Source organism: Priestia sp. SRI_019 (assembly GCF_057586255.1).
In genome coordinates this window covers 38,072-58,902 of the sequence record NZ_JBYCZN010000009.1, presented here as the reverse complement: position 1 = coordinate 58,902, position 20,831 = coordinate 38,072, and the positions used below count along the sequence as shown (strand labels likewise).

At 38.9% G+C, this 20,831-nt stretch carries 34 protein-coding genes; 3 read left to right on the top strand and 31 right to left on the bottom strand.

All coding sequences use genetic code 11. From position 1 onward, the window contains the following. Positions 1-192: 192 nt before the first annotated feature. Entirely contained in the window at positions 193-378 is a 186-nt protein-coding gene (locus tag AC2YJL_RS25730; RefSeq protein WP_251569139.1) for a hypothetical protein, read from the bottom strand. A gap of 135 nt (positions 379-513) precedes the next feature. On the opposite strand from AC2YJL_RS25730, the gene pdaB reads away from it, so the two are divergent. Next, complete coding sequence (gene pdaB / locus AC2YJL_RS25725; RefSeq protein ID WP_028410393.1) at positions 514-1,278, top strand: polysaccharide deacetylase family sporulation protein PdaB; 765 nt, start codon at positions 514-516, stop codon at positions 1,276-1,278. A gap of 44 nt (positions 1,279-1,322) precedes the next feature. Here pdaB and AC2YJL_RS25720 read toward each other — a convergent pair whose 3' ends face one another. Further along, positions 1,323-1,943: a KinB-signaling pathway activation protein gene (locus AC2YJL_RS25720; RefSeq protein ID WP_251569140.1), complete on the bottom strand. Its 621-nt coding sequence runs from the start codon at positions 1,941-1,943 to the stop codon at positions 1,323-1,325. Positions 1,944-2,088: 145 nt separating this feature from the next. On the opposite strand from AC2YJL_RS25720, the gene gerD reads away from it, so the two are divergent. Next, positions 2,089-2,718: a spore germination lipoprotein GerD gene (gene gerD / locus AC2YJL_RS25715; protein ID WP_013054964.1), complete on the top strand. Its 630-nt coding sequence runs from the start codon at positions 2,089-2,091 to the stop codon at positions 2,716-2,718. A 187-nt stretch (positions 2,719-2,905) separates the two neighbouring features. Next, positions 2,906-3,814, top strand: a complete 909-nt coding sequence (locus tag AC2YJL_RS25710) for a LysR family transcriptional regulator (protein WP_074684375.1) — start codon at positions 2,906-2,908, stop codon at positions 3,812-3,814. Positions 3,815-3,852: 38 nt separating this feature from the next. Here the strand turns inward: AC2YJL_RS25710 and AC2YJL_RS25705 are convergent, their stop codons facing one another. The 29 genes from AC2YJL_RS25705 to rpsQ form a co-directional block, all read right to left on the bottom strand. Continuing rightward, positions 3,853-4,926, bottom strand: coding sequence for a P-loop NTPase (locus AC2YJL_RS25705; protein ID WP_251569141.1), 1,074 nt, complete (start codon positions 4,924-4,926; stop codon positions 3,853-3,855). Between the two features lie 90 nt (positions 4,927-5,016). Next, a complete protein-coding gene (gene cwlD / locus AC2YJL_RS25700) occupies positions 5,017-5,724 on the bottom strand; it encodes an N-acetylmuramoyl-L-alanine amidase CwlD (protein WP_028410396.1) in 708 nt (235 codons plus the stop codon). A 70-nt stretch (positions 5,725-5,794) separates the two neighbouring features. Continuing rightward, positions 5,795-6,220: a DUF2521 family protein gene (locus AC2YJL_RS25695; RefSeq protein WP_013081382.1), complete on the bottom strand. Its 426-nt coding sequence runs from the start codon at positions 6,218-6,220 to the stop codon at positions 5,795-5,797. 108 nt (positions 6,221-6,328) lie between these two features. Next, positions 6,329-6,721, bottom strand: coding sequence for a 30S ribosomal protein S9 (gene rpsI, locus AC2YJL_RS25690; RefSeq protein ID WP_013054959.1), 393 nt, complete (start codon positions 6,719-6,721; stop codon positions 6,329-6,331). Between the two features lie 22 nt (positions 6,722-6,743). Next, positions 6,744-7,181, bottom strand: coding sequence for a 50S ribosomal protein L13 (gene rplM / locus AC2YJL_RS25685; protein WP_013054958.1), 438 nt, complete (start codon positions 7,179-7,181; stop codon positions 6,744-6,746). A gap of 156 nt (positions 7,182-7,337) precedes the next feature. Continuing rightward, complete coding sequence (gene truA, locus AC2YJL_RS25680) at positions 7,338-8,078, bottom strand: tRNA pseudouridine(38-40) synthase TruA (RefSeq protein ID WP_013054957.1); 741 nt, start codon at positions 8,076-8,078, stop codon at positions 7,338-7,340. An 18-nt stretch (positions 8,079-8,096) separates the two neighbouring features. Next, positions 8,097-8,894 (bottom strand): energy-coupling factor transporter transmembrane component T family protein, encoded by a 798-nt coding sequence (locus tag AC2YJL_RS25675; protein ID WP_230931640.1) that lies wholly within the window; start codon positions 8,892-8,894, stop codon positions 8,097-8,099. Further along, positions 8,891-9,760: an energy-coupling factor ABC transporter ATP-binding protein gene (locus AC2YJL_RS25670; protein ID WP_098332917.1), complete on the bottom strand. Its 870-nt coding sequence runs from the start codon at positions 9,758-9,760 to the stop codon at positions 8,891-8,893. The genes AC2YJL_RS25675 and AC2YJL_RS25670 overlap by 4 nt, the downstream gene beginning before the upstream one ends. After that, positions 9,736-10,575, bottom strand: coding sequence for an energy-coupling factor ABC transporter ATP-binding protein (locus AC2YJL_RS25665; RefSeq protein ID WP_013054954.1), 840 nt, complete (start codon positions 10,573-10,575; stop codon positions 9,736-9,738). Before AC2YJL_RS25665 ends, AC2YJL_RS25670 begins: the two co-directional genes overlap by 25 nt. 138 nt (positions 10,576-10,713) lie before the next feature. Beyond that, positions 10,714-11,076 (bottom strand): 50S ribosomal protein L17, encoded by a 363-nt coding sequence (gene rplQ / locus AC2YJL_RS25660; RefSeq protein WP_013054953.1) that lies wholly within the window; start codon positions 11,074-11,076, stop codon positions 10,714-10,716. A gap of 44 nt (positions 11,077-11,120) precedes the next feature. After that, positions 11,121-12,065, bottom strand: coding sequence for a DNA-directed RNA polymerase subunit alpha (locus AC2YJL_RS25655; protein WP_013054952.1), 945 nt, complete (start codon positions 12,063-12,065; stop codon positions 11,121-11,123). A 180-nt stretch (positions 12,066-12,245) separates the two neighbouring features. Then, positions 12,246-12,635, bottom strand: coding sequence for a 30S ribosomal protein S11 (gene rpsK / locus AC2YJL_RS25650; RefSeq protein ID WP_013054951.1), 390 nt, complete (start codon positions 12,633-12,635; stop codon positions 12,246-12,248). A gap of 23 nt (positions 12,636-12,658) precedes the next feature. Further along, positions 12,659-13,024, bottom strand: coding sequence for a 30S ribosomal protein S13 (gene rpsM, locus AC2YJL_RS25645; RefSeq protein ID WP_013054950.1), 366 nt, complete (start codon positions 13,022-13,024; stop codon positions 12,659-12,661). A gap of 24 nt (positions 13,025-13,048) precedes the next feature. Next, positions 13,049-13,162, bottom strand: coding sequence for a 50S ribosomal protein L36 (gene rpmJ, locus AC2YJL_RS25640; protein WP_003156543.1), 114 nt, complete (start codon positions 13,160-13,162; stop codon positions 13,049-13,051). 37 nt (positions 13,163-13,199) lie between these two features. Continuing rightward, positions 13,200-13,418 carry a translation initiation factor IF-1 gene (gene infA, locus AC2YJL_RS25635; RefSeq protein WP_010285101.1) on the bottom strand — a complete coding sequence of 73 codons (219 nt, stop codon included), beginning with the start codon at positions 13,416-13,418 and terminating at the stop codon, positions 13,200-13,202. Between the two features lie 235 nt (positions 13,419-13,653). Further along, positions 13,654-14,400, bottom strand: coding sequence for a type I methionyl aminopeptidase (gene map / locus AC2YJL_RS25630; RefSeq protein WP_014462024.1), 747 nt, complete (start codon positions 14,398-14,400; stop codon positions 13,654-13,656). Next, the gene (locus AC2YJL_RS25625; RefSeq protein ID WP_230931639.1) at positions 14,397-15,050 is read right to left on the bottom strand and encodes an adenylate kinase; all 654 of its coding nucleotides are present in this window, start codon (positions 15,048-15,050) and stop codon (positions 14,397-14,399) included. The genes map and AC2YJL_RS25625 overlap by 4 nt, the downstream gene beginning before the upstream one ends. Positions 15,051-15,116: 66 nt before the next feature. Beyond that, complete coding sequence (gene secY / locus AC2YJL_RS25620) at positions 15,117-16,409, bottom strand: preprotein translocase subunit SecY (protein WP_013054947.1); 1,293 nt, start codon at positions 16,407-16,409, stop codon at positions 15,117-15,119. Continuing rightward, positions 16,409-16,849: a 50S ribosomal protein L15 gene (rplO, locus tag AC2YJL_RS25615; RefSeq protein ID WP_013054946.1), complete on the bottom strand. Its 441-nt coding sequence runs from the start codon at positions 16,847-16,849 to the stop codon at positions 16,409-16,411. The genes secY and rplO overlap by 1 nt, the downstream gene beginning before the upstream one ends. A 34-nt stretch (positions 16,850-16,883) precedes the next feature. Beyond that, positions 16,884-17,066: a 50S ribosomal protein L30 gene (gene rpmD, locus AC2YJL_RS25610; protein ID WP_013054945.1), complete on the bottom strand. Its 183-nt coding sequence runs from the start codon at positions 17,064-17,066 to the stop codon at positions 16,884-16,886. A 14-nt stretch (positions 17,067-17,080) separates the two neighbouring features. Then, positions 17,081-17,581 carry a 30S ribosomal protein S5 gene (gene rpsE / locus AC2YJL_RS25605; protein ID WP_013054944.1) on the bottom strand — a complete coding sequence of 167 codons (501 nt, stop codon included), beginning with the start codon at positions 17,579-17,581 and terminating at the stop codon, positions 17,081-17,083. 20 nt (positions 17,582-17,601) lie between these two features. Beyond that, positions 17,602-17,964, bottom strand: coding sequence for a 50S ribosomal protein L18 (gene rplR, locus AC2YJL_RS25600; RefSeq protein ID WP_013054943.1), 363 nt, complete (start codon positions 17,962-17,964; stop codon positions 17,602-17,604). Between the two features lie 32 nt (positions 17,965-17,996). Next, a complete protein-coding gene (rplF, locus tag AC2YJL_RS25595) occupies positions 17,997-18,536 on the bottom strand; it encodes a 50S ribosomal protein L6 (protein WP_013054942.1) in 540 nt (179 codons plus the stop codon). Positions 18,537-18,566: 30 nt separating this feature from the next. Beyond that, positions 18,567-18,965, bottom strand: a complete 399-nt coding sequence (gene rpsH / locus AC2YJL_RS25590; RefSeq protein ID WP_028410368.1) for a 30S ribosomal protein S8 — start codon at positions 18,963-18,965, stop codon at positions 18,567-18,569. 30 nt (positions 18,966-18,995) lie between these two features. Then, positions 18,996-19,181 (bottom strand): type Z 30S ribosomal protein S14, encoded by a 186-nt coding sequence (locus tag AC2YJL_RS25585; RefSeq protein WP_013054940.1) that lies wholly within the window; start codon positions 19,179-19,181, stop codon positions 18,996-18,998. Between the two features lie 33 nt (positions 19,182-19,214). Next, positions 19,215-19,754 (bottom strand): 50S ribosomal protein L5, encoded by a 540-nt coding sequence (rplE, locus tag AC2YJL_RS25580; RefSeq protein ID WP_013054939.1) that lies wholly within the window; start codon positions 19,752-19,754, stop codon positions 19,215-19,217. Positions 19,755-19,785: 31 nt separating this feature from the next. After that, the gene (gene rplX / locus AC2YJL_RS25575) at positions 19,786-20,097 is read right to left on the bottom strand and encodes a 50S ribosomal protein L24 (RefSeq protein ID WP_013054938.1); all 312 of its coding nucleotides are present in this window, start codon (positions 20,095-20,097) and stop codon (positions 19,786-19,788) included. A 49-nt stretch (positions 20,098-20,146) separates the two neighbouring features. Continuing rightward, positions 20,147-20,515, bottom strand: coding sequence for a 50S ribosomal protein L14 (gene rplN, locus AC2YJL_RS25570; RefSeq protein WP_013054937.1), 369 nt, complete (start codon positions 20,513-20,515; stop codon positions 20,147-20,149). A gap of 51 nt (positions 20,516-20,566) precedes the next feature. After that, positions 20,567-20,830, bottom strand: coding sequence for a 30S ribosomal protein S17 (gene rpsQ / locus AC2YJL_RS25565; RefSeq protein WP_013054936.1), 264 nt, complete (start codon positions 20,828-20,830; stop codon positions 20,567-20,569). Position 20,831 lies beyond the last annotated feature (1 nt).

The window sequence follows — 20,831 nt, the reverse complement described above, 5'->3', positions numbered from 1 at the left end:
CCGCCGCTCTTGAGCGACTTTTTAATATTAACAAGTTGCCTTTCATTTGTCAACAACTTTTTAATATTTTATTTCTGATGAATTGCGATTGTTTTCCAATCACTCATCAGCGACATTTAATAATTTAACATCTGTAATATATAAAGTCAACACTTTTTGAAAAGTTTTTTTCGTTTTATCAAAAAACCTTATTTACTTCCCTTTTTCACTGAACCTTAGCAAGATCTTTGAAAGGATTTGATACTTTTCTTGAATGTTTCGTTCAAGAACTACATGATTCAAACTTTGTTGAAAAGCAACGTTTGTTCTTTTCATTTCTTCTCTGAGTAGTGCTTCTAACTCTAAACACTCCACTTGATTAAATAAACAAATTTTCATTGATTCACCTGCTTTTTGCGACATTGATTCTCAAGCATCAAAATAAAATCAGTCGTTCTTTTCCTTACCTGTTATTAATTGTAGACAAAACGCATACAAATTAGACAAGTGCTACTTATTAAATGAGGTGACAAAATGAATATGTTTTATACTATTCGAGCCAAAAGAATCAAACAAACAATGCTTATCGTAGTTGCTGCTTTTTTTACAAGCTTTTTTCTTTATGCTCAACAGACGTTTCACTTTCCTGTGTTTTCAACAGATAATGGTCCACGAGCTGTTTATAAGGCGGATGATAAAAATCCCGAAGTCGCTCTTACATTTAACATCAGCTGGGGAGACGAAAGAGCTATTCCTATTCTAAATGAACTGAAAGAACAGCATATTGAACATGCTACTTTCTTTTTATCTGCTTCATGGGCTGAACGTCATCCAGATGTTGTAGAGCGCATAAAAAAAGAAGGCCACGAAATTGGAACAATGGGCTATGACTATACTTCCTATACAAGCCTAAAACCTAATGAAATCAGACAAGATCTTGCAAAATCAAAGAAAGTCTTTGATTCTCTAGGACTTAAAGATGTTCACCTTCTTCGGCCTCCTAACGGGCAATTTAATAAAGACATCTTAAAATTAACAGCGGATATAGGATATACAACCGTGCACTGGAGCATCGACTCTAAAGACTGGACAAATCCAGGAGTTGAAAAGATTGTATCGAATGTCACAAAACCCTTAGATGGTGGAGATATTATCTTGCTGCACGCGTCTGACTCCGCTCAACAAACAGCAAAGGCTATTCCATATATCAAGAATTCATTACAAAATAAAAAAGTCTCAAACGTAAGTGTTTCAACATTAATTTCAAATTCAAAAACCCAAGTAAAAGATATCCGCTAAGATCTATTCCCACTGTATACGGAAAGCAAAAGCAGACAAATATGCTATTTGTCTGCTTTTGCTATTCTTGCGTGCGTAAGAAGTTTCGGCAAAATAAGAAGTTGATACATATTACAAATTAGAAGTGGAAACAACATAAGGTAAAGCCAGCTTTCTTCGTTCGTTCGCAGCGCAGGGAACCATTCAATTGTCGTTACAACAATCATAAAAAACAGCGCTGGTACAAAAGCCTCTTTATTCGTCTGCTTTTTCTTTGCATACGCCACTAACAACCCTACCGCTAATAAGAAAACGCTTAACAAAATATACTTGCCTATGCCTTCTCCCGGTTGTTGAGAGAACTTATATCGAAAATAAGCAACGTCAAATAATACAAATAAAACAAATACAATTTGAACCGATTTCCAAAGTGATGCAGATTTAAAAATCCCCAACCCAAATCGGTGAATAGTTAAATATGCAAAAAAACCCATTTGGCTAATTAAACTAAAAATAAACCCTACGCCTACGAGCCATGTTAAAACAGCAACAATTTCTCCTATCTTTCCTTGTTGAAATAAGTGACCGTATTCCCCCCAGCGCACCGCAAACCCAACAAAAGCTGTACTTATACCCCCGACAGCTAACGTGGTTAGAAATAGACGAACCCAATTTCGACTATTCACTTCCATCTCCCCCATAAGTTACAAAATTGTACCTTTTCATAAATTGTACCAATCACGTTTTGAAAAATCTAGAGCTCTTTTATGAATAAAAAACCTTGATTATCTCATATTAAGCGTAAGCATATTAGGAAAGGAGCTCATTACTATGAAAAAGCGACTCATGCTCCTCATTTATATAGGAATGTGTATGCTTTTAGCTACAGCCTGTGCACCGCAAGATGAAGAGAACAATGGTATGGATTATGATCAAACAAAGAAAATGGTTGTTGATATTTTAAAAACAGATGAAGGAAAAAAAGCAGTCGAGGCAATTATGAAAGACCCTTCTGTTAGACAAGATATTTTAATGGATCAAAACGCGATAAAAGATACAATTTCTCAAACCCTAGTCTCAGATAAAGGCGTGGAATTTTGGAAAAAAGCCATGGATGATCCGAAGTTTGCTGAAAGCTTTGCTAAAAGTTTGGAAAAAGAAAATAAAACGGTCATCAAACAACTGATGAAAGATCCTGAATATCAAGGAATGCTTCAAGATGTTTTAAAGGATCCGGCTATGGAAAAAGAAGTACTGACTGTTTTAAAGAGTAAAGAATATCGCACTTATTTACAAAAGATTATGACCGAAACGTTTGATAGCCCTCTTTATCAATCTAAAATTCAAGACATTCTTTTGAAAGCCGCTGAAGAAACACAAGGTGGACAAAAACAGAGCAGCGACGACGGTGGTTCTTCTTCCTCTGGATCTGATTCAGGCGGAGAACAGCAACAGCAGTGATTAAATACGCATCTCATATGAGGTGCGTATTTAATTATGTCATTTATTTTTATTAAAAAACCTAAATGACTTCTTTATATTTTTTAATACTTAGTATTTTTATTGGAATTGTAAACTTTAATTCTTAGCTTTATGGTAAAATATTAGAAATTAACACAATCGTTTTATAGCAAAAGGAGGGAATTCGATGGAATTTCGCGTTATTAAAACGTTTCAAACCATTGTTCGTTTAGGAAGCTTTCAATTAGCCGCTGAATATTTAAAGTACTCTCAGCCTACCATTACACTGCACATTCAAAAGTTGGAATCCGAACTAGGATTTAAGCTTTTAGAACGAGGAAAAAGCATAAAACTTACTGAAGCAGGTAAAATCTTTTACGAGCGGGCAAATATTTTACTAAAGGAATATGAATATCTAAATAACACCTTAAAGGATTATTCAACAGGCGAAGCTGGCACTATCCGTATAGGTGCTGCAGAGCCTACAGCAAGCAGTCGACTGCCTTCCATTCTCTCATTATTTAAAAAAAGATATCCCAACACAGAAATTAGCTTACTCGTTGCAGACGAAAAGCATCTTCATCAACATATACGCAATCAAGAAATTGATTTCGCGATTGGCACTGTCTCAGAATCGTTCAGAGATATAGAGTTTGAGGCATTACTAACGGAAAAACTTGTGCTGCTACTACCATTCAATCATGCTCTAACAAAAAGAAAAACAATCTTTGCAAAAGATTTAATAAACGAAACGCTGATTACAGCTGGGCAATCTTCCGTTCAAAAGAAAATTGAGCAGCTAATCTTTGAACGAACAGGCCAACTGCCTGCTAAAGTCCAGTTAGGCACTATTAGCACACTTCAGCATTTTGTAAAAGAAAACTTAGGAATAGCCGTTGTTCCACAAATAAGCGCAACTCTTCCGCCAGATCAAGTGGTGGTTAAAACGATTCATGACTTGCATGAGGGGCCTGCAATCGGCATTTTAAAGCACCAGTCTCATACCGTAAGTACAGCCGGAAAAACATTTTTAGCTCTCTTAAAACAAAACCTAGCATTTGATTTAAAAAAGGCGCAGATTGAACTCTCTGTATAATAACAAAAAGCACGCGCTCGAACAGCGCGTGCTTTTTGTTATTTTCCTGTTGCTGCTTTTTCATTTTCGCAAATAAATGCAATCTTGCTTGCAATCTCTCCGTATATTTTACCTAAACGATGCGATTCATCGTAAATGGAAGGTGCAAAATCTTCTTCATTCCAGTCAGGCTGACTTAACGGAAGCTGTCCTAACAGCTCTGTCTGAAGTTCCTCAGCGAGTTTTGGACCTCCGCCTTTACCAAATACATACTCTTTTTCCCCTGTTAGCTGGCTTTCAAAGTAGGCCATATTTTCTACAACTCCGATTACCTCATGATCGGTTTTCAAAGCCATAGCACCCGCTCTAGCTGCAACAAATGCCGCTGTAGGATGTGGTGTTGTAATAATCACTTCTTTACAAGCAGGAAGCATGGAGTGAACGTCTAATGCGACATCACCTGTTCCGGGAGGTAAGTCTAGTAAAAGATAATCTAATTCTCCCCATTCAACTTCTGTAAAAAAGCTCGTCAACATTTTTCCAAGCATAGGTCCTCGCCAGATAACAGGTGAATTGTCTTCTACAAAGAAGCCCATGGAAATAACTTTTACTCCGAAACGGTCAACTGGAATAATCTTTTCACCTTCTACTACAGGACGCTGTGTGATTCCCATCATATCTGGAACGCTGAATCCATAAATGTCAGCATCAATTAAACCAACTTTCTTTCCTAAACGAGCTAGAGAAACGGCCAAGTTAACAGAGACTGTTGATTTACCAACCCCTCCTTTACCGCTGGCAATAGCAAGAAATTCAGGTGCATTCGGACTAGTTAGTAAGTTGCCAGTATTCGGTTGCTCAGCGCGGTACTGCTGAAGTTCTTCAGGCGTAAATTCAACAAATCGCAGTCCAACCGACTGTACACCTGCTTTTTTTAATTCTTCTACAATTGTGCCTTGAAGGCTCAACTGTTCACTGGTACCTGTTTTTGCAACAGCAATCTTCAGGCTTATATGCTGTTTTTCAGATTTAATCGTTATTTCTTTAATCGCATCTGTTTCTGATAGTTTTTTATTTAAAAATGGATCTGTAATTTCCCCTACTACTTCTTTTACTTGCTTTTCCGTTAGCATACTCCCACCACCATGTTAAAATCTATTTATTTATACTATCAAGTATATCATACATATTAGATTTTTCTGAATAGAAGGATGCTATGCTTTTTATTTAGGCTTTTCTCCAGTAAAATACCGGCTGACTCCTTCATAAATGGATTCAGCTAACTTTTTTTGATAGCGTTTCGATTGAAGCATTTTACGTTCTGTAGGATTTGATAAGAATCCTACTTCAACCAAAGCACCTGGTGGCTTAGAATGCTTAAGAAGGTAAAGAGTTTGAATAGCTTTTGCTTCACGACTCGTATTATCCAGATTATTTCTTAGCTCTTGTTGAATGAGTTTAGCTACTTGCTCGTTTTCTTTTAGAGACCCGTAATAGAAAGTTTGAGCCCCTCTCCATGCAGAGGATGGAATAGCATTCAAGTGAATACTTAAGTACAAATCAGCATTGGATTTATTAATCATCGTTAAGCGATTTTTTAAGTCCTCTACTTTTCTGCGACTGTATCCTCTTGTGTCTTTGGCCGCTAGGTCTTCGTCTTTTTCTCTCGTCATAATAACAAGTGCCCCTTGCTCTTGCAGATAGTCCCGAAGCATCAACGAAATTTTAAGAGTTATTTCTTTTTCAAGCACTTCATCCTCTCCTACGGCTCCTCCATCAACACCGCCATGTCCAGGATCTAGTACAATAACTTTCCCGCTAAGAGGGAGTGAAAGCGAACCGGATGATGTTTTATGATCTATCTGATATTGTACAATGACAAAAAGAACGAGAAGCGCTATAATTGTGCTCATTATTTTTACTTTAGACATTTTATCCCTTCCCTTCTTGCCTCACCTATTTATTTCTATATGGGACAAGAACGGGAATTATGAGTACTTTTTAATGCAAACGTAACCGACGTCTTTTTTCTGCGGTACGATAACCTTCTTTCCACCAGTCTTGCACATATCCTTGACACAAATAATACAGACCGTCTTGATAAAGATCTGTTACAGACATGCTGACGGCTCCGTACAATGTATCAATTAAAAGAGACTCTTCTTGCTTACTGTGCTTCTGAAAGTCTTCGTAGCCTTTACCACGTTTACTCACCCGGGCACCTAATAAAAATGATTCAATGGCAATATCAAGACAGTACTCCTCCACATGTTCGTCTCCTAGCATATTCCACTGAAACATGGGATGAAAATAACGGCGCAGCCTCTCTTGAAGCAAATCAAACGACAGTTCTCTTAGGACTTTGCGTTCGTATTTCATTTCTTTTTCATAACGTTTTTCTTTTAAATATGTAACCTCGTTCACCATAACGCCTCCCTTTTTTACATATTGTCTGCACAAGCCTTCGTCTCATACGCAAACAACAAATAAAAAAAGCCTTGGTCCAAAGACCAAGGCTTGAAACGTAATATAAAATTAACGTTTTGAGAATTGTGGTGCACGACGAGCGCCTTTAAGACCGTATTTTTTACGTTCTTTCGCACGAGCGTCACGAGTTAATAGACCAGCACGTTTTAATGTTCCACGGTATTCAGGGTCTGCTTCTAATAAAGCACGAGAGATTCCGTGACGAATAGCGCCAGCTTGACCTGCATAACCTCCACCATTAACGTTTACAAATACGTCATAGTTACCTACAGTTTCAGTTAAAGCAAGTGGTTGTTTTACTACTTCACGTAGTGCAGCAAATGGAATGTATTCTTCGATTTCACGACCGTTGATTGTTACGCGACCGTTACCTGGTACTAAACGTACACGAGCAACAGAGCTTTTACGACGACCAGTTCCGTAATATTGTACCTGTGCCAAGATAATAACCTCCTCTTATTAATTATCCGCGAAGTTCGTAAACTTCTGGTTTTTGTGCTTCATGTGGATGTGTTTCACCAGCATACACATGTAATTTTTTGAACATTTGACGGCCTAGGCTACCTTTTGGAAGCATGCCTTTGATTCCTAATTCAAGCATTTTCTCAGAGTAGTTAGTACGCATTTCTAATGCTGTACGTTGTTTCAAACCACCTGGGTGCATGCTGTGACGGTAATAAATTTTATCAGTTAATTTTTTACCTGTTAGTTCGATTTTTGACGCATTGATAAGGATCACGTGATCACCAGTATCAACATGTGGTGTAAAAGTTGGTTTATGTTTACCGCGTAAGATTGATGCTACTTCACTTGCTAAACGACCTAAAGTTTTACCTTCAGCATCGACAACATACCATTTACGCTCTACTTCGTTTGCTTTCGCCATGAAAGTTGTACGCATGAGTTTCCCTCCTAATTTTCATCATCAATTATAAAATTATTTCAACCTTCTATTTCAACACGATTAATTTCCGGGGCTAACCGTGGGGTTAAAATACATACCATATGATATATTATATCTTTAAGCTACTAATGTCAAGAAAATGTTACACCAGGTTTAGTTGTCATAGAAAACGCGCCATAAATATAGCCCTTGCGAAGGCGCAGTTTTCCCTGCACGAGGACGTGATTTGCTTTCTAGAATATCTTTTATAGCATCTGGTTCAATACGGCCTTGTCCTACTTCTAAAAGCGTTCCAACAAGAATACGAACCATATTATACAGAAAGCCACTTCCAACGAATCTAAACACAAGCTGACTATTCTCTTCATACATATCAATCTTGTAAATCGTACGAATCTTATCTTCCACTTCTGTCCTCGCTGAACAAAAGCTTGTGAAGTCGTGTGTACCGAGTAAATATGTGATGGCTTTTTTCATTTTTGAGTAGTCTAATGGATAAGGGTAATGGTATGCATAAGAACGAGTGAAAGGATTTCGATCTTCGCCGCGCAAAATATGATAGCGATACTCTTTTGAAGTAACGTCATACCGGGCGTGAAAATGTGCATCAACTTCACATACATTCTTCATTACAATATCATCTGGTAGCATTGAATTCAATGCTTTTTTCCACTTATCACATGGAATATTTAGGTTTGTATCAAAATGAATGACTTGCCCCTGTGCATGAACATTTGTGTCCGTTCGTCCAGAGGCGTAAATCGGCACTTTTTTGTTATGCATTTTCTCTAAAACAGCTTCAATCTCCAGTTGAACAGTTCGCTTATTGGGCTGAACTTGATAACCTGAAAAGTGTGTGCCATCGTATGCAACTATACATTTTAAACGTTTCATCTTTTCACCAAACAATCTTTACGTTCTAATCAGCACTAAAACAACTGCTACTGCCAGCAGAAGTAAAAGCATAATTGTATCTATGCTTCCCCATTTCAATTGACGATACTTTGTACGCCCTTCTCCGCCTTTATAACCCCTTGCCTCCATGGCAATAGCCAGCTCTTCAGCGCGCTTAAATGAACCTATAAATAGAGGAACAAGCAAAGGAACGACAGCTTTCAAACGATCCGTAATGGGGCCGCTGCTAAAGTCCACTCCTCGTGCTGTCTGCGCTTTAATAATTTTATCTGTCTCTTCCATCAATGTAGGAATAAAGCGAAGAGAAATGGACATCATTAAAGCTAATTCGTGTACAGGAAGCTTGAGCTTTTTAAATGGATTCAGCAAGCTTTCCATTCCATCTGTTACTTCAATAGGCGTAGTCGTTAAAGTTAGCATCGTCGTAATTAAAATTAAGAACAAGAAGCGCAAGGAAATCAAAACACCTTGAATAAGGCCGCCTTTATAGACAGAAAACCATCCCCATTCAAACAAAAGAGGACCTTCCTTTGTCATAAAAATGTGCAAAAGAAACGTGATGATAATAATAAACATAACGGGCTTTAACCCTCTTAAAATAAACGAAACGGGCACTTTACTCATGGTCACTATCATAAGGGTATACACACCTAAAAAAGCATAGCCGATAGGGTTATTTGCTAAAAACACAATTAATACATACGCAAATACAAGAAGCAGCTTGGCTCGGGGATCCATTCGATGGACAACAGAATGACCCGGCACATACTTACCAATAATGATTGAGTTCATCATAATCGTTCACCTTGCTGCATAAGGTGCTGCACTTTCTCTACCACTTCAGAAAAGGTAATAACCGTATCCGATGCTTCAAGCTGAAATTTCTCTTGCAGCTTCAGCATAAAGCGAAGTGATTCTGGAACATCCAATCCATATTCTTTTAGCTGCGTATGCTGACCAAATACTTCTCTAGGTGACCCTTTCATCGCAATCGTTCCCTTATTCATCACAATTAGCTCATCCGCGTACATAGCTGCATCTTCCATGCTATGAGTCACGAGAATCGTCGTCAAGCCTTTTTCTTTATGAAGATGATAAATCATATTCATAATTTCTTGACGCCCTCTAGGGTCCAATCCAGCAGTTGGTTCATCTAAAATTAGCACACTAGGATTCATCGCTAGAATACCTGCTATCGCTACACGCCGCATTTGTCCACCACTCAAATCAAAAGGAGATCTGGTGAGAATGTCTTCTGGCAACCCTACTAACTTGATAAGCTCTCTTGCTTTTTGCTTTGCTTCTTCTTCCGAAACGCCATAATTCATTGGTCCAAAAGCTATATCTTTTTCCACCGTTTCTTCAAAAAGCTGATGTTCTGGAAATTGAAACACCACGCCTACTTGCTGACGAATAGCTTTTAAATTCTTTTCTTTTCGATTGGCTTTAATGGTACGCTCACCGATTTGAATTTCACCAGCAGTTGGCTTCAATAAGGCATTCAGATGCTGTATGATTGTTGATTTCCCAGAACCAGTATGGCCAATAACAGCCAAAAATGTACCTGATTGAATGTTTAAATTTAAGTCATGTAGAGCAATTCGTTCAAATGGTGTATTAACTTGATAACGATGCTCTACTTCTTTGAATATAATGTCCATAGTTCGTCCACCAAGTCCTCATCTGTTAAATGAATTTTTGATAAAGGAATTCCTACGGAAGCAAAACGATGGCTTAGTTTAACGGAAAACGGCAAGTCTAGTCCAATATCCGTTAACTTGGAACCTAATGCAAATACTTCGCGTGGAGTACCTGTTGCATAGATCTTCCCTTTGTTCATCACAACGACTCTATCAGCCATTGCTACTTCATCTAAATCGTGAGTAATTGAAATAACCGTCAGTTGTTTTTCTTCTTTTAATTTTCTAACAGTTTCAAGTACTTCAGTTCGCCCAATAGGATCTAACATAGATGTTGCTTCATCTAGAATGATGACAGATGGCTGTACGGCGATTATACCCGCAATGGCCACACGCTGTTTTTGTCCACCTGATAGCTGATGAGGCTCTTGATCCAGAAAAGCACTCATATTGACCATTTCGATTGCTTCAGGTATACGTTTTTCCATAATCTCAAATGGAATCCCGTTGTTTTCAAGCCCAAACGCAATATCGTCTTGAACGGTTGAGCCAACAAATTGATTATCTGGATTTTGAAACACCATTCCAATCTGCTTACGCACATCCCATATTGTTTCTTCAGATAAAAGAGTATCGCCCACTCGAACCGTTCCTTTTTCAGGTAGCAAAAGGCCGTTTAGAATTCGTGCCAGCGTCGACTTACCAGATCCATTATGTCCAGCTATCGCTAACCATTCACCTTTATAAGCAGAGAGAGAAAGGTGATCTAATGTTAGGTCTGCTTCAGGATCGTATCGAAAGCATAAATCTTTTACCTCTAAAGACATTTCTTTCAACGCTATCTTCCTCTCAGCTTTTTCTATTGCAGCATTGCCTACATTGATTTTTTACGCTATTTACCCGGTTTTAGGTATAAAAAAAGGGCAACGACTAGTTACACACTGTCTCGCCCTTTTCTATCTGTATTAAAAATATTAAACTAATTCAATGATAACCATTGGAGCACCGTCACCACGGCGAGGTCCAACTTTTAAGATACGAGTGTAACCGCCTTGGCGATCTTCGTAGCGAGTAGCAATATCGCTGAATAGTTTTTGTAAAGCGCTTTGACCAGCTTCTTCGTTAGCTACTTCATTACGGATGTAAGATGCAGCTTGACGACGAGCGTGTAGATCTCCACGTTTACCTAAAGTAATCATTTTTTCAACAGTTGAACGTAATTCTTTTGCACGAGCTTCAGTTGTCTCAATGCGTTCACTGATGATTAAATCAGTTGTTAAATCACGAAGAAGCGCCTTGCGTTGTGCGCTTGTACGACCTAATTTACGGTAAGACATGTGAGGTCCCCTCCTTTGTTAAGTAGTTAAACAGGTAGATATAATCAGTCGTCCTTACGTAGACCCAAACCTAATTCTTCAAGTTTAGCTTTAACTTCTTCTAAAGATTTACGGCCTAAGTTACGAACTTTCATCATATCTTCTTCTGTTTTATTAGCAAGCTCTTGTACAGTATTGATGCCTGCTCGTTTTAAGCAGTTGTAAGAACGAACAGATAAATCCAGTTCCTCGATCGTCATCTCTAGAACTTTTTCTTTCTGGTCTTCTTCTTTTTCTACCATGATCTCTGCTTTTTGAGCTTCATCTGTTAAGTTAACGAAGATATTTAAGTGTTCAGTTAGAATCTTTGCACCTAAAGCAACAGCTTTTTCTGGCTCGATGCTACCGTCAGTCCAAACATCCAACGTTAACTTATCGTAATTTGTCATTTGACCAACACGAGTATTCTCTACATAATACGATACGCGAGTAACAGGCGTATAGATTGAATCAATTGGAAGTACACCAATTGGTTGGTCTTCACGCTTGTTAGCATCGGCAGGATTATAACCTCGACCTGTGCGAGCAGTAAGTCTCATACGGAAATGAGCATCTGACTCAAGTGTTGCAATATGAAGATCCGGATTTAGAACTTCGATATCGCTGTCTGCTTGAATGTCAGCAGCCGTTACTGTACCAGGACCTTTAACATCGATCTCAAGTGTTTTCTCTTCATCAGAGTAAATCTTTAACGCTAACTTTTTAACGTTTAAAATGATGTTTGTTACATCTTCAACAACTCCAGGAACTGTTGAAAATTCATGTAATACACCTTCAATTTGAATAGATGTTACAGCTGCACCAGGGAGTGAGGATAATAGGATACGACGTAAGGAGTTACCCAAAGTAGTACCATATCCACGCTCAAGTGGTTCGACGACGAATTTACCGTACTTTCTATCATCGCTGATTTCTACCGTTTCGATTTTTGGCTTTTCAATCTCTATCAATATAAACCCTCCTTCAAAACGTCGAAACCTCGGCTAGACGGCTGATTTCTCAAATGCCTAACCGAAATTCCCTATTAGACAGTTCCCGAATGTGCACAACAAATGGAAAACATTTCGTTGCATGAATAAATTCTACACCATCATCATTATAGACAACGAAATAGAATCTATACATATTAATTATACACGACGACGTTTTGGTGGGCGGCATCCGTTGTGAGGTACAGGAGTAACATCTTTAATAGCTGTTACTTCTAAACCTGCAGCTTGAAGAGCACGGATAGCTGCTTCACGACCAGCACCAGGGCCTTTAACTGTAACTTCAAGAGTTTTCATTCCGTTATCCATAGAAACTTTAGCAGCAGTTTCAGCAGCCATTTGCGCAGCAAATGGAGTAGATTTACGAGAACCTCTGAAGCCAAGTGCGCCTGCACTAGACCAAGCAATCGCATTACCGTGAACATCTGTAATTGTTACAATAGTGTTGTTAAACGTTGAGCGAATATGAGCTACACCAGCTTCAATATTCTTTTTCACGCGACGTTTACGTGTATTAGTTTTACGTGCCATCTGTTAATGACCTCCCTTACTAATTATTTCTTCTTGTTCGCTACAGTACGGCGTGGGCCTTTACGTGTACGAGCATTGTTTTTACTGTTTTGACCACGAACTGGTAAACTACGACGGTGGCGGATACCACGGTATGAACCAATCTCAATTAAACGTTTGATGTTTAAAGAAACTTCACGACGAAGATCGCCTTCTACTTTATAGCTATCTAAAATATCACGAATTTTACCTAATTCTTCTTCTGTTAAGTCACGAACGCGAGTATCTTCAGAAACTCCAGCTTCAGCTAGAACTTTTTCAGCAGTTGGACGACCAATACCGAAAATGTATGTTAATGAAATTACTACACGCTTGTCACGAGGAATATCAACACCAGCAATACGTGCCATATGAATAGTGCACCTCCTTATTGATTAACCTTGTTTTTGTTTATGCTTAGGGTTTTCACAAATTACCATTACTTTACCTTTTCTACGGATAACTTTACATTTTTCGCAGATTGGTTTAACTGATGGTCTGACTTTCATGTTTCATACCTCCTTGATAGTACGGAGTGCATAGGTTTTATTTGAAACGGTACGTAATTCTACCGCGAGTTAAATCGTATGGTGACAATTCTACAGTTACTTTATCACCAGGTAAGATTCGAATGAAATGCATGCGAATTTTTCCTGATACGTGAGCAAGTACTGTATGACCATTTTCTAATTCTACCTTGAACATAGCGTTAGGTAAAGTTTCAGCAACTGTACCTTCAACTTCAATTACATCGTCTTTTGCCATTAAAGTGCTCTCCTTTCTTTGAAACAGTAACAAGCTATCATTAAACGACTTAAAAAGAACCTGTTCTGAACATCCGGAGATCGTAATCATTAAATTCAAGATGATTGACGCTAATATACATCTTTACCATTTTAACAGCAATTCAGACGAAAAACGATCATCGTGAATTTAGATAATTACTGTTTACTGTCCAGTGCATCTAGCGAGGAATGGATAGAGATAACATCCTTTAACATTACAATGCTGTCAGAATTTCATATCCCGTCTCAGTAATTGCAATAGTATGTTCGAAGTGCGCACACATTTTACCATCTACTGTGACAACTGTCCAGTTATCAGGTAATGTTTTTACATATCGCATACCAGCATTCACCATTGGCTCAACTGCCAATACCATGCCTGGACGTAGACGCGGTCCTTTATTCGGTGGACCATAATGAGGTACTTGCGGATCTTCATGTAAGTCTTTGCCGACCCCATGGCCAACATATTCTCTTACAATCGAAAAGTTACGTGATTCTGCGTACTGTTGAATAGCATGTGAAATATTCGACAAACGCTCACCCGGCTTAGCTTCTGCTAATCCCTTGTAGAGAGATTGCTCAGTCACATCAAGCAGCTCTTGATTTTCTAATGAAATCTTTCCTACTCCATATGTCCAAGCTGAATCACCGTGATAGCCACCGAATTTAGCTCCGATGTCTAAACTGATGATATCTCCTTCATTAAGCTTGCGTTCACCCGGAATACCATGAACTAATTCTTCATTCACAGAAGCACATACACTGCCGCGAAAACCATTATACCCTTTAAAAGACGGAATTGCATCATGTTGACGAATAAAATTTTCAGCAATTGCATCCAATTCTATAGTCGTAATACCTGGAGCGATATGCTTTTTTAACTCTTGATGAGTTAAAGCCACGATTCGTCCAGCTTCACGCATGACCTCAATTTCCTCTGGTGTCTTGCAAATGATCATTGCTTAACCCCAGCAAGTAATTGACGAACATCCTCAAACACAATGTTAATATCTTGATTACCATTAATATTACGTAGATAACCTTTTTCTTGATAGAAATCAAGTAGAGGTTGAGATTGTTTAACATTAACTGAAAGTCTAGTTGAAACCGTCTCAGCATTGTCATCTGCACGTTGGTAAAGCTCTCCGCCACATTTGTCACAAACTCCTTCTTTCGTAGGAGGATTGAATACTAAGTGGTAAGTAGCTCCGCAATCTTTACAAATGCGGCGTCCAGTAAGACGCTCCATTAAAATGCTTTGATCTACATCAATATTAATCACATAATCAATTTGCTTGTTTAGTTCTTTTGTAATTGTTTCAAGAGCTTCTGCTTGGGCTACTGTTCTTGGGAAGCCATCAAGTAAAAAGCCGTTTTCACAATCTTGTTTGTTTAAACGCTCGCGCACAATTCCAATTGTTACTTCATCAGGAACAAGGTTACCTTGGTCCATAAATGATTTAGCTTTTAAACCTAGTTGCGTTCCTTCTTTAATTGCAGCTCGGAACATATCTCCTGTTGAGATATGAGGGATATCGTAATGCTCAACGATTTTTTCTGCTTGAGTACCTTTCCCAGCACCAGGAAGGCCCATTAACACTAAATTCATTTCTTGCTTCCCCCTCAGTATCTTATCCGTTTAATGGGAAAGCAGCTTGCTTCCCACTAAACAGCTTTACTTAATAAATCCCTTATAATGGCGTTTCACTAATTGACTCTCAAGCTGTTTCATTGTCTCAAGAGCTACACCGACAACAATTAACAAACTAGTACCGCCGATCTGAGCAGATGATGGTAAGTTTGCAATTTTGATGAACAGAACCGGCAACACAGCAATTAACGCAAGGAATATCGAACCGATTAATGTCAGACGATATAACACTTTCGTTAAATAAGCTTGTGTGCTTTTACCAGGACGGATGCCTGGGATGTAGCCACCTTGCTTTTTCAAGTTCTCTGCTACTTGTTCAGGGTTAACTTGAACAAATGTATAGAAGTAACAAAAAGCAATGATTAACGCTACATACACTATCATACCAATTGGCTTAGTATAGTCAAATGTATTCTGAATCCACGTCGTTACATCATTTGGACCGAAAAATGATGCAATTGTTGGTGGTGTGATAATAAATGAAACTGCAAAGATAACAGGAATAACCCCAGCAGCATTTACTTTTAACGGTAAATGAGTGGATTGACCTCCAACAGGATTACGACCAGCTGAACCCTTTGCATATTGAATAGGAATTTTTCGTAGCGCTTGTTGGAAGTAAATAACCCCAACAATAATAGCTAAAACTGCAATCGCAATTAAAACTACCGTTACGATACGAATGAATAATTGATCCCCAACGTCTTCAAATTGCTGTGCATAAATTTGATTTAATGTTGTCGGAATACCAGCTGCAATCCCAGCAAAGATAATGATGGAAATACCGTTACCTACGCCTTTTGCAGTAATCTGCTCTCCTAACCACATTAAGAAGGCAGTACCTGCCGTTAACACTGTAGCAATTAGAAGATACGTAGAAATTCCTGGATTAGCGATCAATTGTCCGCCCGAAATATTGTTGAATCCTATAGACATACCTAAAGCCTGGATAAATCCAAGCACAATTGTTCCATAACGAGTTACTTGAGCTAATTTACGGCGCCCAACATCTCCCTGCTTTGACCATTCTGTAAACTTAGGTACAACATCCATCTGCAATAATTGGACGATGATGGATGCTGTAATATAAGGCATAATGCCCATAGCAAGAATGGAGAAGTTTTTTAACGCGCCGCCGCCAAATGTATTCAGAACCCCGAATACATTTAACCCATCTTGCAATTTTAGTACATCCGTATTAACACTTGGTACAGGAATAAATGTACCAATTCGGAAGACAATTAACATTAACAAAGTGAAAAAGATTTTTTGTCTTATTTCACGCACGCGCATTAAATTGGAGATTGTTTGAAACATTAGATCACCTCAACTGTACCGCCAGCAGCTTCGATAGCTTCTTTAGCAGTTGAAGAGAATTTAGCAGCTTTAACAGTTAGCTTAGAGTTTAATGTACCGTTTCCTAGTACTTTAACGCCAGCTTTTGCTTTGCTTACTAAACCAGTTTCGATTAATAATTCTGGTGTTACTTCAGTTCCATCTTCAAAACGGTTAAGAGCTTCTAAATTAACGATCGCGTATTCTTTGCGATTGATATTAGTGAACCCACGTTTTGGAAGACGACGGAATAAAGGAGTTTGACCACCTTCGAAGCCAGGTCTTACGCCACCGCCAGAGCGAGCGTTTTGCCCTTTGTGACCTTTACCTGAAGTCTTTCCGTTACCTGAACCAGTACCACGACCTACACGGTTACGTACTTTACGTGAACCTTCAGCTGGTTTCAATTCATGAAGTTTCATTCCGGAGCACCTCCTTAAGAGTGACAATTTATACTTATTGCTCTTTTACTGTAACAAGGTGAGCTACTTTGTTAATCATTCCGCGAATTGCAGGATTATCGTCTTGAACGACAGTTTGATTTAACTTACGTAGGCCAAGTGTACGAACAGTTACACGTTGATCTTCTGGACGACCAATTACGCTACGAGTAAGGGTAATTGCTAGTTTGTTTGCCATTCTATATCCCTCCCTTATCCTAACAGTTCTTCTACAGTCTTGCCACGTAGTTTTGCAACATCTTCAGCACGTTTTAGGTTAGCTAAACCGTTAAGAGTTGCACGTACCATGTTGATTGGAGTGTTTGAACCTAAAGATTTAGATAGAATATCACTTACTCCACCCAATTCTAGTACCGCACGAACTGGGCCACCAGCGATAACTCCTGTACCTTCAGAAGCAGGTTTTAAGAAAATTTGACCTGCACCAAATTGTCCAAGGATTTCGTGTGGAATAGTTGTACCAACCATAGGTACAGTAATTAAGTTTTTCTTCGCATCTTCAATTGCTTTACGGATTGCATCTGGTACCTCTTGTGCTTTACCAGTACCGAATCCAACGTGACCGTTTTTGTCACCAACTACAACTAATGCAGCGAAGCGGAAACGACGTCCACCTTTCACAACTTTAGCTACGCGGTTAACGGTAACAACACGTTCTTCAAGCTCTAATTTATTTGGATCAATACGACGCATGATTTTCCCTCCTTTTACAATTAGAATTGTAATCCAGCTTCACGAGCAGCGTCAGCTAATGCTTTAACACGGCCATGATATAAATAACCGCCACGGTCGAATACTACTTCGTTTACACCTTTTTCTACTGCGCGTTTAGCGACTAATTCGCCAACTTTGATAGCAGCTTCAGTGTTACCAGTGCTTTCTAAAGTCAGGTCTTTATCTAACGTTGAAGCACTTGCGATTGTTACTGAATTTAAATCGTCGATAACTTGTGCGTAAATATGTTGATTAGAACGGAACACGTTTAAACGCGGACGAGTTGCAGTTCCAGATAACTTCGCACGAACACGAGCATGTCTTTTTTTACGAACTTTGTTTTTATCAAGCTTCGTGATCATTTCGGGCACTCCTTTCTTTTACCTAACCGGCATTACTTCTTAGCAGTTTTACCTTCTTTACGACGTACATATTCGCCTTCGTAACGAATACCTTTACCTTTGTAAGGCTCTGGTGGACGAACGTCACGAATATTTGCAGCTAATGCACCTACGCGTTCTTTATCAATACCTTTAATAACGATCTTAGTTTGAGAAGGAACTTCGATTTCGATTCCTGTTTCAGGAGTAATCTCAACTGGGTGAGAGTATCCAACGCTCAATACTAATTTGCTACCAGATTTTTGTGCACGGTAACCTACACCGACTAATTCTAAACCACGTTCGAATCCTTTAGTAACACCTTCAACCATGTTACCTAAAAGGCTACGAGTAGTTCCGTGAAGAGCGCGGTGCTCTTTATTGTCACTAGGACGATTAACAACTAATACGTTGTCTTCAACTTTAATTTCGATTTCAGGGTGGAATGTACGAGTTAATTCACCCTTTGGTCCTTTTACAGTTACAGTGTTGCTCTCGTTCGTAACTGTAACACCTGCTGGAAGTTCTAAAGGCTTTTTACCAACACGTGACATAGTTACACCTCCATTCACATTTAAAACTTATTACCAAACGTACGCTAATACTTCTCCACCAGCTTGCTTTTGACGAGCTTCTTTGTCAGTTAAAACACCTTGAGAAGTAGAAACGATTGCGATACCTAAACCGTTAAGTACACGTGGTACTTCGTTATTTTTTGCATAAACACGTAGACCAGGTTTACTGATACGTTTTAAGCCTGTAATTACACGTTCGTTATTTGAACCGTATTTTAAGAAGATACGGATAATACCTTGTTTGTTGTCTTCGATGTATTCTACATCACGTACGAAACCCTCACGCTTAAGGATTTCTGCAATTTGCTTCTTAATGTTAGAAGCAGGAACTTCAATTTTCTCATGACGAACCATGTTCGCATTGCGGATACGAGTTAGTAAATCTGCAATAGGATCAGTCATTACCATATTAATTTACCTCCTTCCCAAACTTGGGTTTTACCAACTAGCTTTTTTAACACCAGGAATTTGACCTTTATAAGCAAGCTCACGGAAACAAATACGGCAAAGCTTGAATTTACGTAGTACTGAGTGTGGACGTCCACAACGTTCGCAACGTGTATACTCTTGTACTTGGAATTTTTGCTGGCGTTTTTGCTTCGCAATCATTGATTTTTTAGCCACATTTTCGCCTCCTCTGCTTAACGTTGGCAGTTATTACTTCTGGAATGGCATACCGAACTGAGTTAAAAGCTCACGAGCTTCTTCATCAGTGTTTGCTGTTGTAACAATAACGATATCCATACCACGAACTTTAGTTACTTTATCATAATCGATCTCTGGGAAGATCAATTGTTCTTTAACACCTAACGTGTAGTTTCCACGACCATCAAATGCTTTTTTAGATACACCACGGAAATCACGCACACGTGGAAGTGATACTGATACTAGTTTATCGAAGAATTCGTACATACGCTCGCCGCGTAAAGTAACTTTCGCACCGATTGGCATACCTTCACGAAGACGGAAACCAGCGATAGATTTTTTCGCACGAGTTACAACAGGTTTTTGACCAGTGATTTCAGCTAGTTCTTCAACAGCGTTATCTAAAGCTTTTGAGTTAGAAACAGCATCACCGATACCCATGTTGATTACGATCTTGTCGATTTTTGGCACTTGCATTACAGATTCATAATTAAACTTGCTAACTAGAGCAGGAGTAATCTCTTTTGTAAATTTCTCTTTAAGACGGTTCATGTGAACTAAACCTCCCTTCACATTTCATTAATTATTTATCTAAAGTTTCACCAGATTTTTTTGCTACACGTACCTTTTTGCCATCGATAACTTGGTACCCAACACGAGTTGGCTCACCAGATTTAGGATCCAACGGCATTACGTTTGATACGTGGATAGGTGCCTCTTGGCTAACGATTCCACCTTGTGGATTTACTTGAGAAGGTTTAGAGTGTTTTTTCACAACGTTCACACCTTCAACAAGTACACGGTCTTTCTTTGGGAAAGCTGCAAGTACTTCACCTTGCTTACCTTTGTCTTTACCAGAGATAACCACTACTTTGTCGCCCTTTTTAACATGCATCCTATTCGCACCTCCTTAAAAGGCATTTTGTATTTGTTCTATATATCAATTAGATAACTTCTGGAGCTAATGATACGATCTTCATGAAGTTGTTATCACGTAATTCACGAGCAACTGGTCCGAAGATACGAGTACCACGTGGTCCTTTGTCGTCACGGATGATTACGCAAGCATTTTCGTCGAAACGGATGTAAGAACCGTCAGTACGGCGAACACCACTTTTTGTACGTACAACAACAGCTTTAACAACGTCACCTTTTTTAACAACGCCTCCTGGTGTTGCTTGTTTCACCGTACAAACGATAACATCACCAATGTTTGCTGTCTTGCGACCTGAACCACCAAGTACTTTAATAGTAAGTACCTCACGTGCACCAGAGTTGTCTGCAACTTTTAAACGAGATTCTTGTTGAATCATGTACGAAACCTCCCTTCGGATGAATCATTCTTATCCGATCTATCTTAACTATTAGATGATAACAGCTTTTTCTACAACTTCTACTAGACGGAAACGTTTAGTAGCTGATAACGGACGAGTTTCCATGATCTTCACGATATCGCCTAGTTGAGCTGTATTGTTTTCATCGTGAGCTTTGAATTTCTTTGAGTATTTTACACGCTTGCCATAAAGCGAATGCTTTTTGTAAGTTTCAACAAGAACAGTAACAGTCTTATCCATTTTGTCAGAAACTACGCGGCCAGTGTAAACTTTACGTTGGTTGCGTTCACTCATT

Coding starts and splice junctions, on each gene's coding strand:
- rplQ (WP_013054953.1), bottom strand. CDS start 11,076: ATGTCTTACCGTAAATTAGGTCGTACAAGCGCACAACGCAAGGCGCTT.
- AC2YJL_RS25730 (WP_251569139.1), bottom strand. CDS start 378: ATGAAAATTTGTTTATTTAATCAAGTGGAGTGTTTAGAGTTAGAAGCA.
- rplO (WP_013054946.1), bottom strand. CDS start 16,849: ATGAAACTTCATGAATTGAAACCAGCTGAAGGTTCACGTAAAGTACGT.
- rplM (WP_013054958.1), bottom strand. CDS start 7,181: ATGCGTACAACTTTCATGGCGAAAGCAAACGAAGTAGAGCGTAAATGG.
- pdaB (WP_028410393.1), top strand. CDS start 514: ATGAATATGTTTTATACTATTCGAGCCAAAAGAATCAAACAAACAATG.
- AC2YJL_RS25710 (WP_074684375.1), top strand. CDS start 2,906: ATGGAATTTCGCGTTATTAAAACGTTTCAAACCATTGTTCGTTTAGGA.
- rpsE (WP_013054944.1), bottom strand. CDS start 17,581: ATGCGTCGTATTGATCCAAATAAATTAGAGCTTGAAGAACGTGTTGTT.
- rplX (WP_013054938.1), bottom strand. CDS start 20,097: ATGCATGTTAAAAAGGGCGACAAAGTAGTGGTTATCTCTGGTAAAGAC.
- AC2YJL_RS25675 (WP_230931640.1), bottom strand. CDS start 8,894: ATGATGAACTCAATCATTATTGGTAAGTATGTGCCGGGTCATTCTGTT.
- AC2YJL_RS25705 (WP_251569141.1), bottom strand. CDS start 4,926: ATGCTAACGGAAAAGCAAGTAAAAGAAGTAGTAGGGGAAATTACAGAT.
- rpsK (WP_013054951.1), bottom strand. CDS start 12,635: ATGGCACGTAAAACTAATACACGTAAACGTCGCGTGAAAAAGAATATT.
- rpmD (WP_013054945.1), bottom strand. CDS start 17,066: ATGGCAAACAAACTAGCAATTACCCTTACTCGTAGCGTAATTGGTCGT.
- rpsQ (WP_013054936.1), bottom strand. CDS start 20,830: ATGAGTGAACGCAACCAACGTAAAGTTTACACTGGCCGCGTAGTTTCT.
- AC2YJL_RS25625 (WP_230931639.1), bottom strand. CDS start 15,050: ATGAATTTAGTGTTAATGGGCCTTCCTGGTGCTGGGAAAGGTACTCAA.
- AC2YJL_RS25695 (WP_013081382.1), bottom strand. CDS start 6,220: ATGGTGAACGAGGTTACATATTTAAAAGAAAAACGTTATGAAAAAGAA.
- truA (WP_013054957.1), bottom strand. CDS start 8,078: ATGAAACGTTTAAAATGTATAGTTGCATACGATGGCACACACTTTTCA.
- rpsM (WP_013054950.1), bottom strand. CDS start 13,024: ATGGCACGTATTGCTGGTGTTGATATTCCTCGTGACAAGCGTGTAGTA.
- secY (WP_013054947.1), bottom strand. CDS start 16,409: ATGTTTCAAACAATCTCCAATTTAATGCGCGTGCGTGAAATAAGACAA.
- gerD (WP_013054964.1), top strand. CDS start 2,089: ATGAAAAAGCGACTCATGCTCCTCATTTATATAGGAATGTGTATGCTT.
- cwlD (WP_028410396.1), bottom strand. CDS start 5,724: ATGTCTAAAGTAAAAATAATGAGCACAATTATAGCGCTTCTCGTTCTT.
- AC2YJL_RS25670 (WP_098332917.1), bottom strand. CDS start 9,760: ATGGACATTATATTCAAAGAAGTAGAGCATCGTTATCAAGTTAATACA.
- map (WP_014462024.1), bottom strand. CDS start 14,400: ATGATCATTTGCAAGACACCAGAGGAAATTGAGGTCATGCGTGAAGCT.
- rpmJ (WP_003156543.1), bottom strand. CDS start 13,162: ATGAAAGTCAGACCATCAGTTAAACCAATCTGCGAAAAATGTAAAGTT.
- infA (WP_010285101.1), bottom strand. CDS start 13,418: ATGGCAAAAGACGATGTAATTGAAGTTGAAGGTACAGTTGCTGAAACT.
- rplR (WP_013054943.1), bottom strand. CDS start 17,964: ATGATCACGAAGCTTGATAAAAACAAAGTTCGTAAAAAAAGACATGCT.
- rplF (WP_013054942.1), bottom strand. CDS start 18,536: ATGTCACGTGTTGGTAAAAAGCCTTTAGAACTTCCAGCAGGTGTTACA.
- rplN (WP_013054937.1), bottom strand. CDS start 20,515: ATGATTCAACAAGAATCTCGTTTAAAAGTTGCAGACAACTCTGGTGCA.
- rplE (WP_013054939.1), bottom strand. CDS start 19,754: ATGAACCGTCTTAAAGAGAAATTTACAAAAGAGATTACTCCTGCTCTA.
- rpsH (WP_028410368.1), bottom strand. CDS start 18,965: ATGGTAATGACTGATCCTATTGCAGATTTACTAACTCGTATCCGCAAT.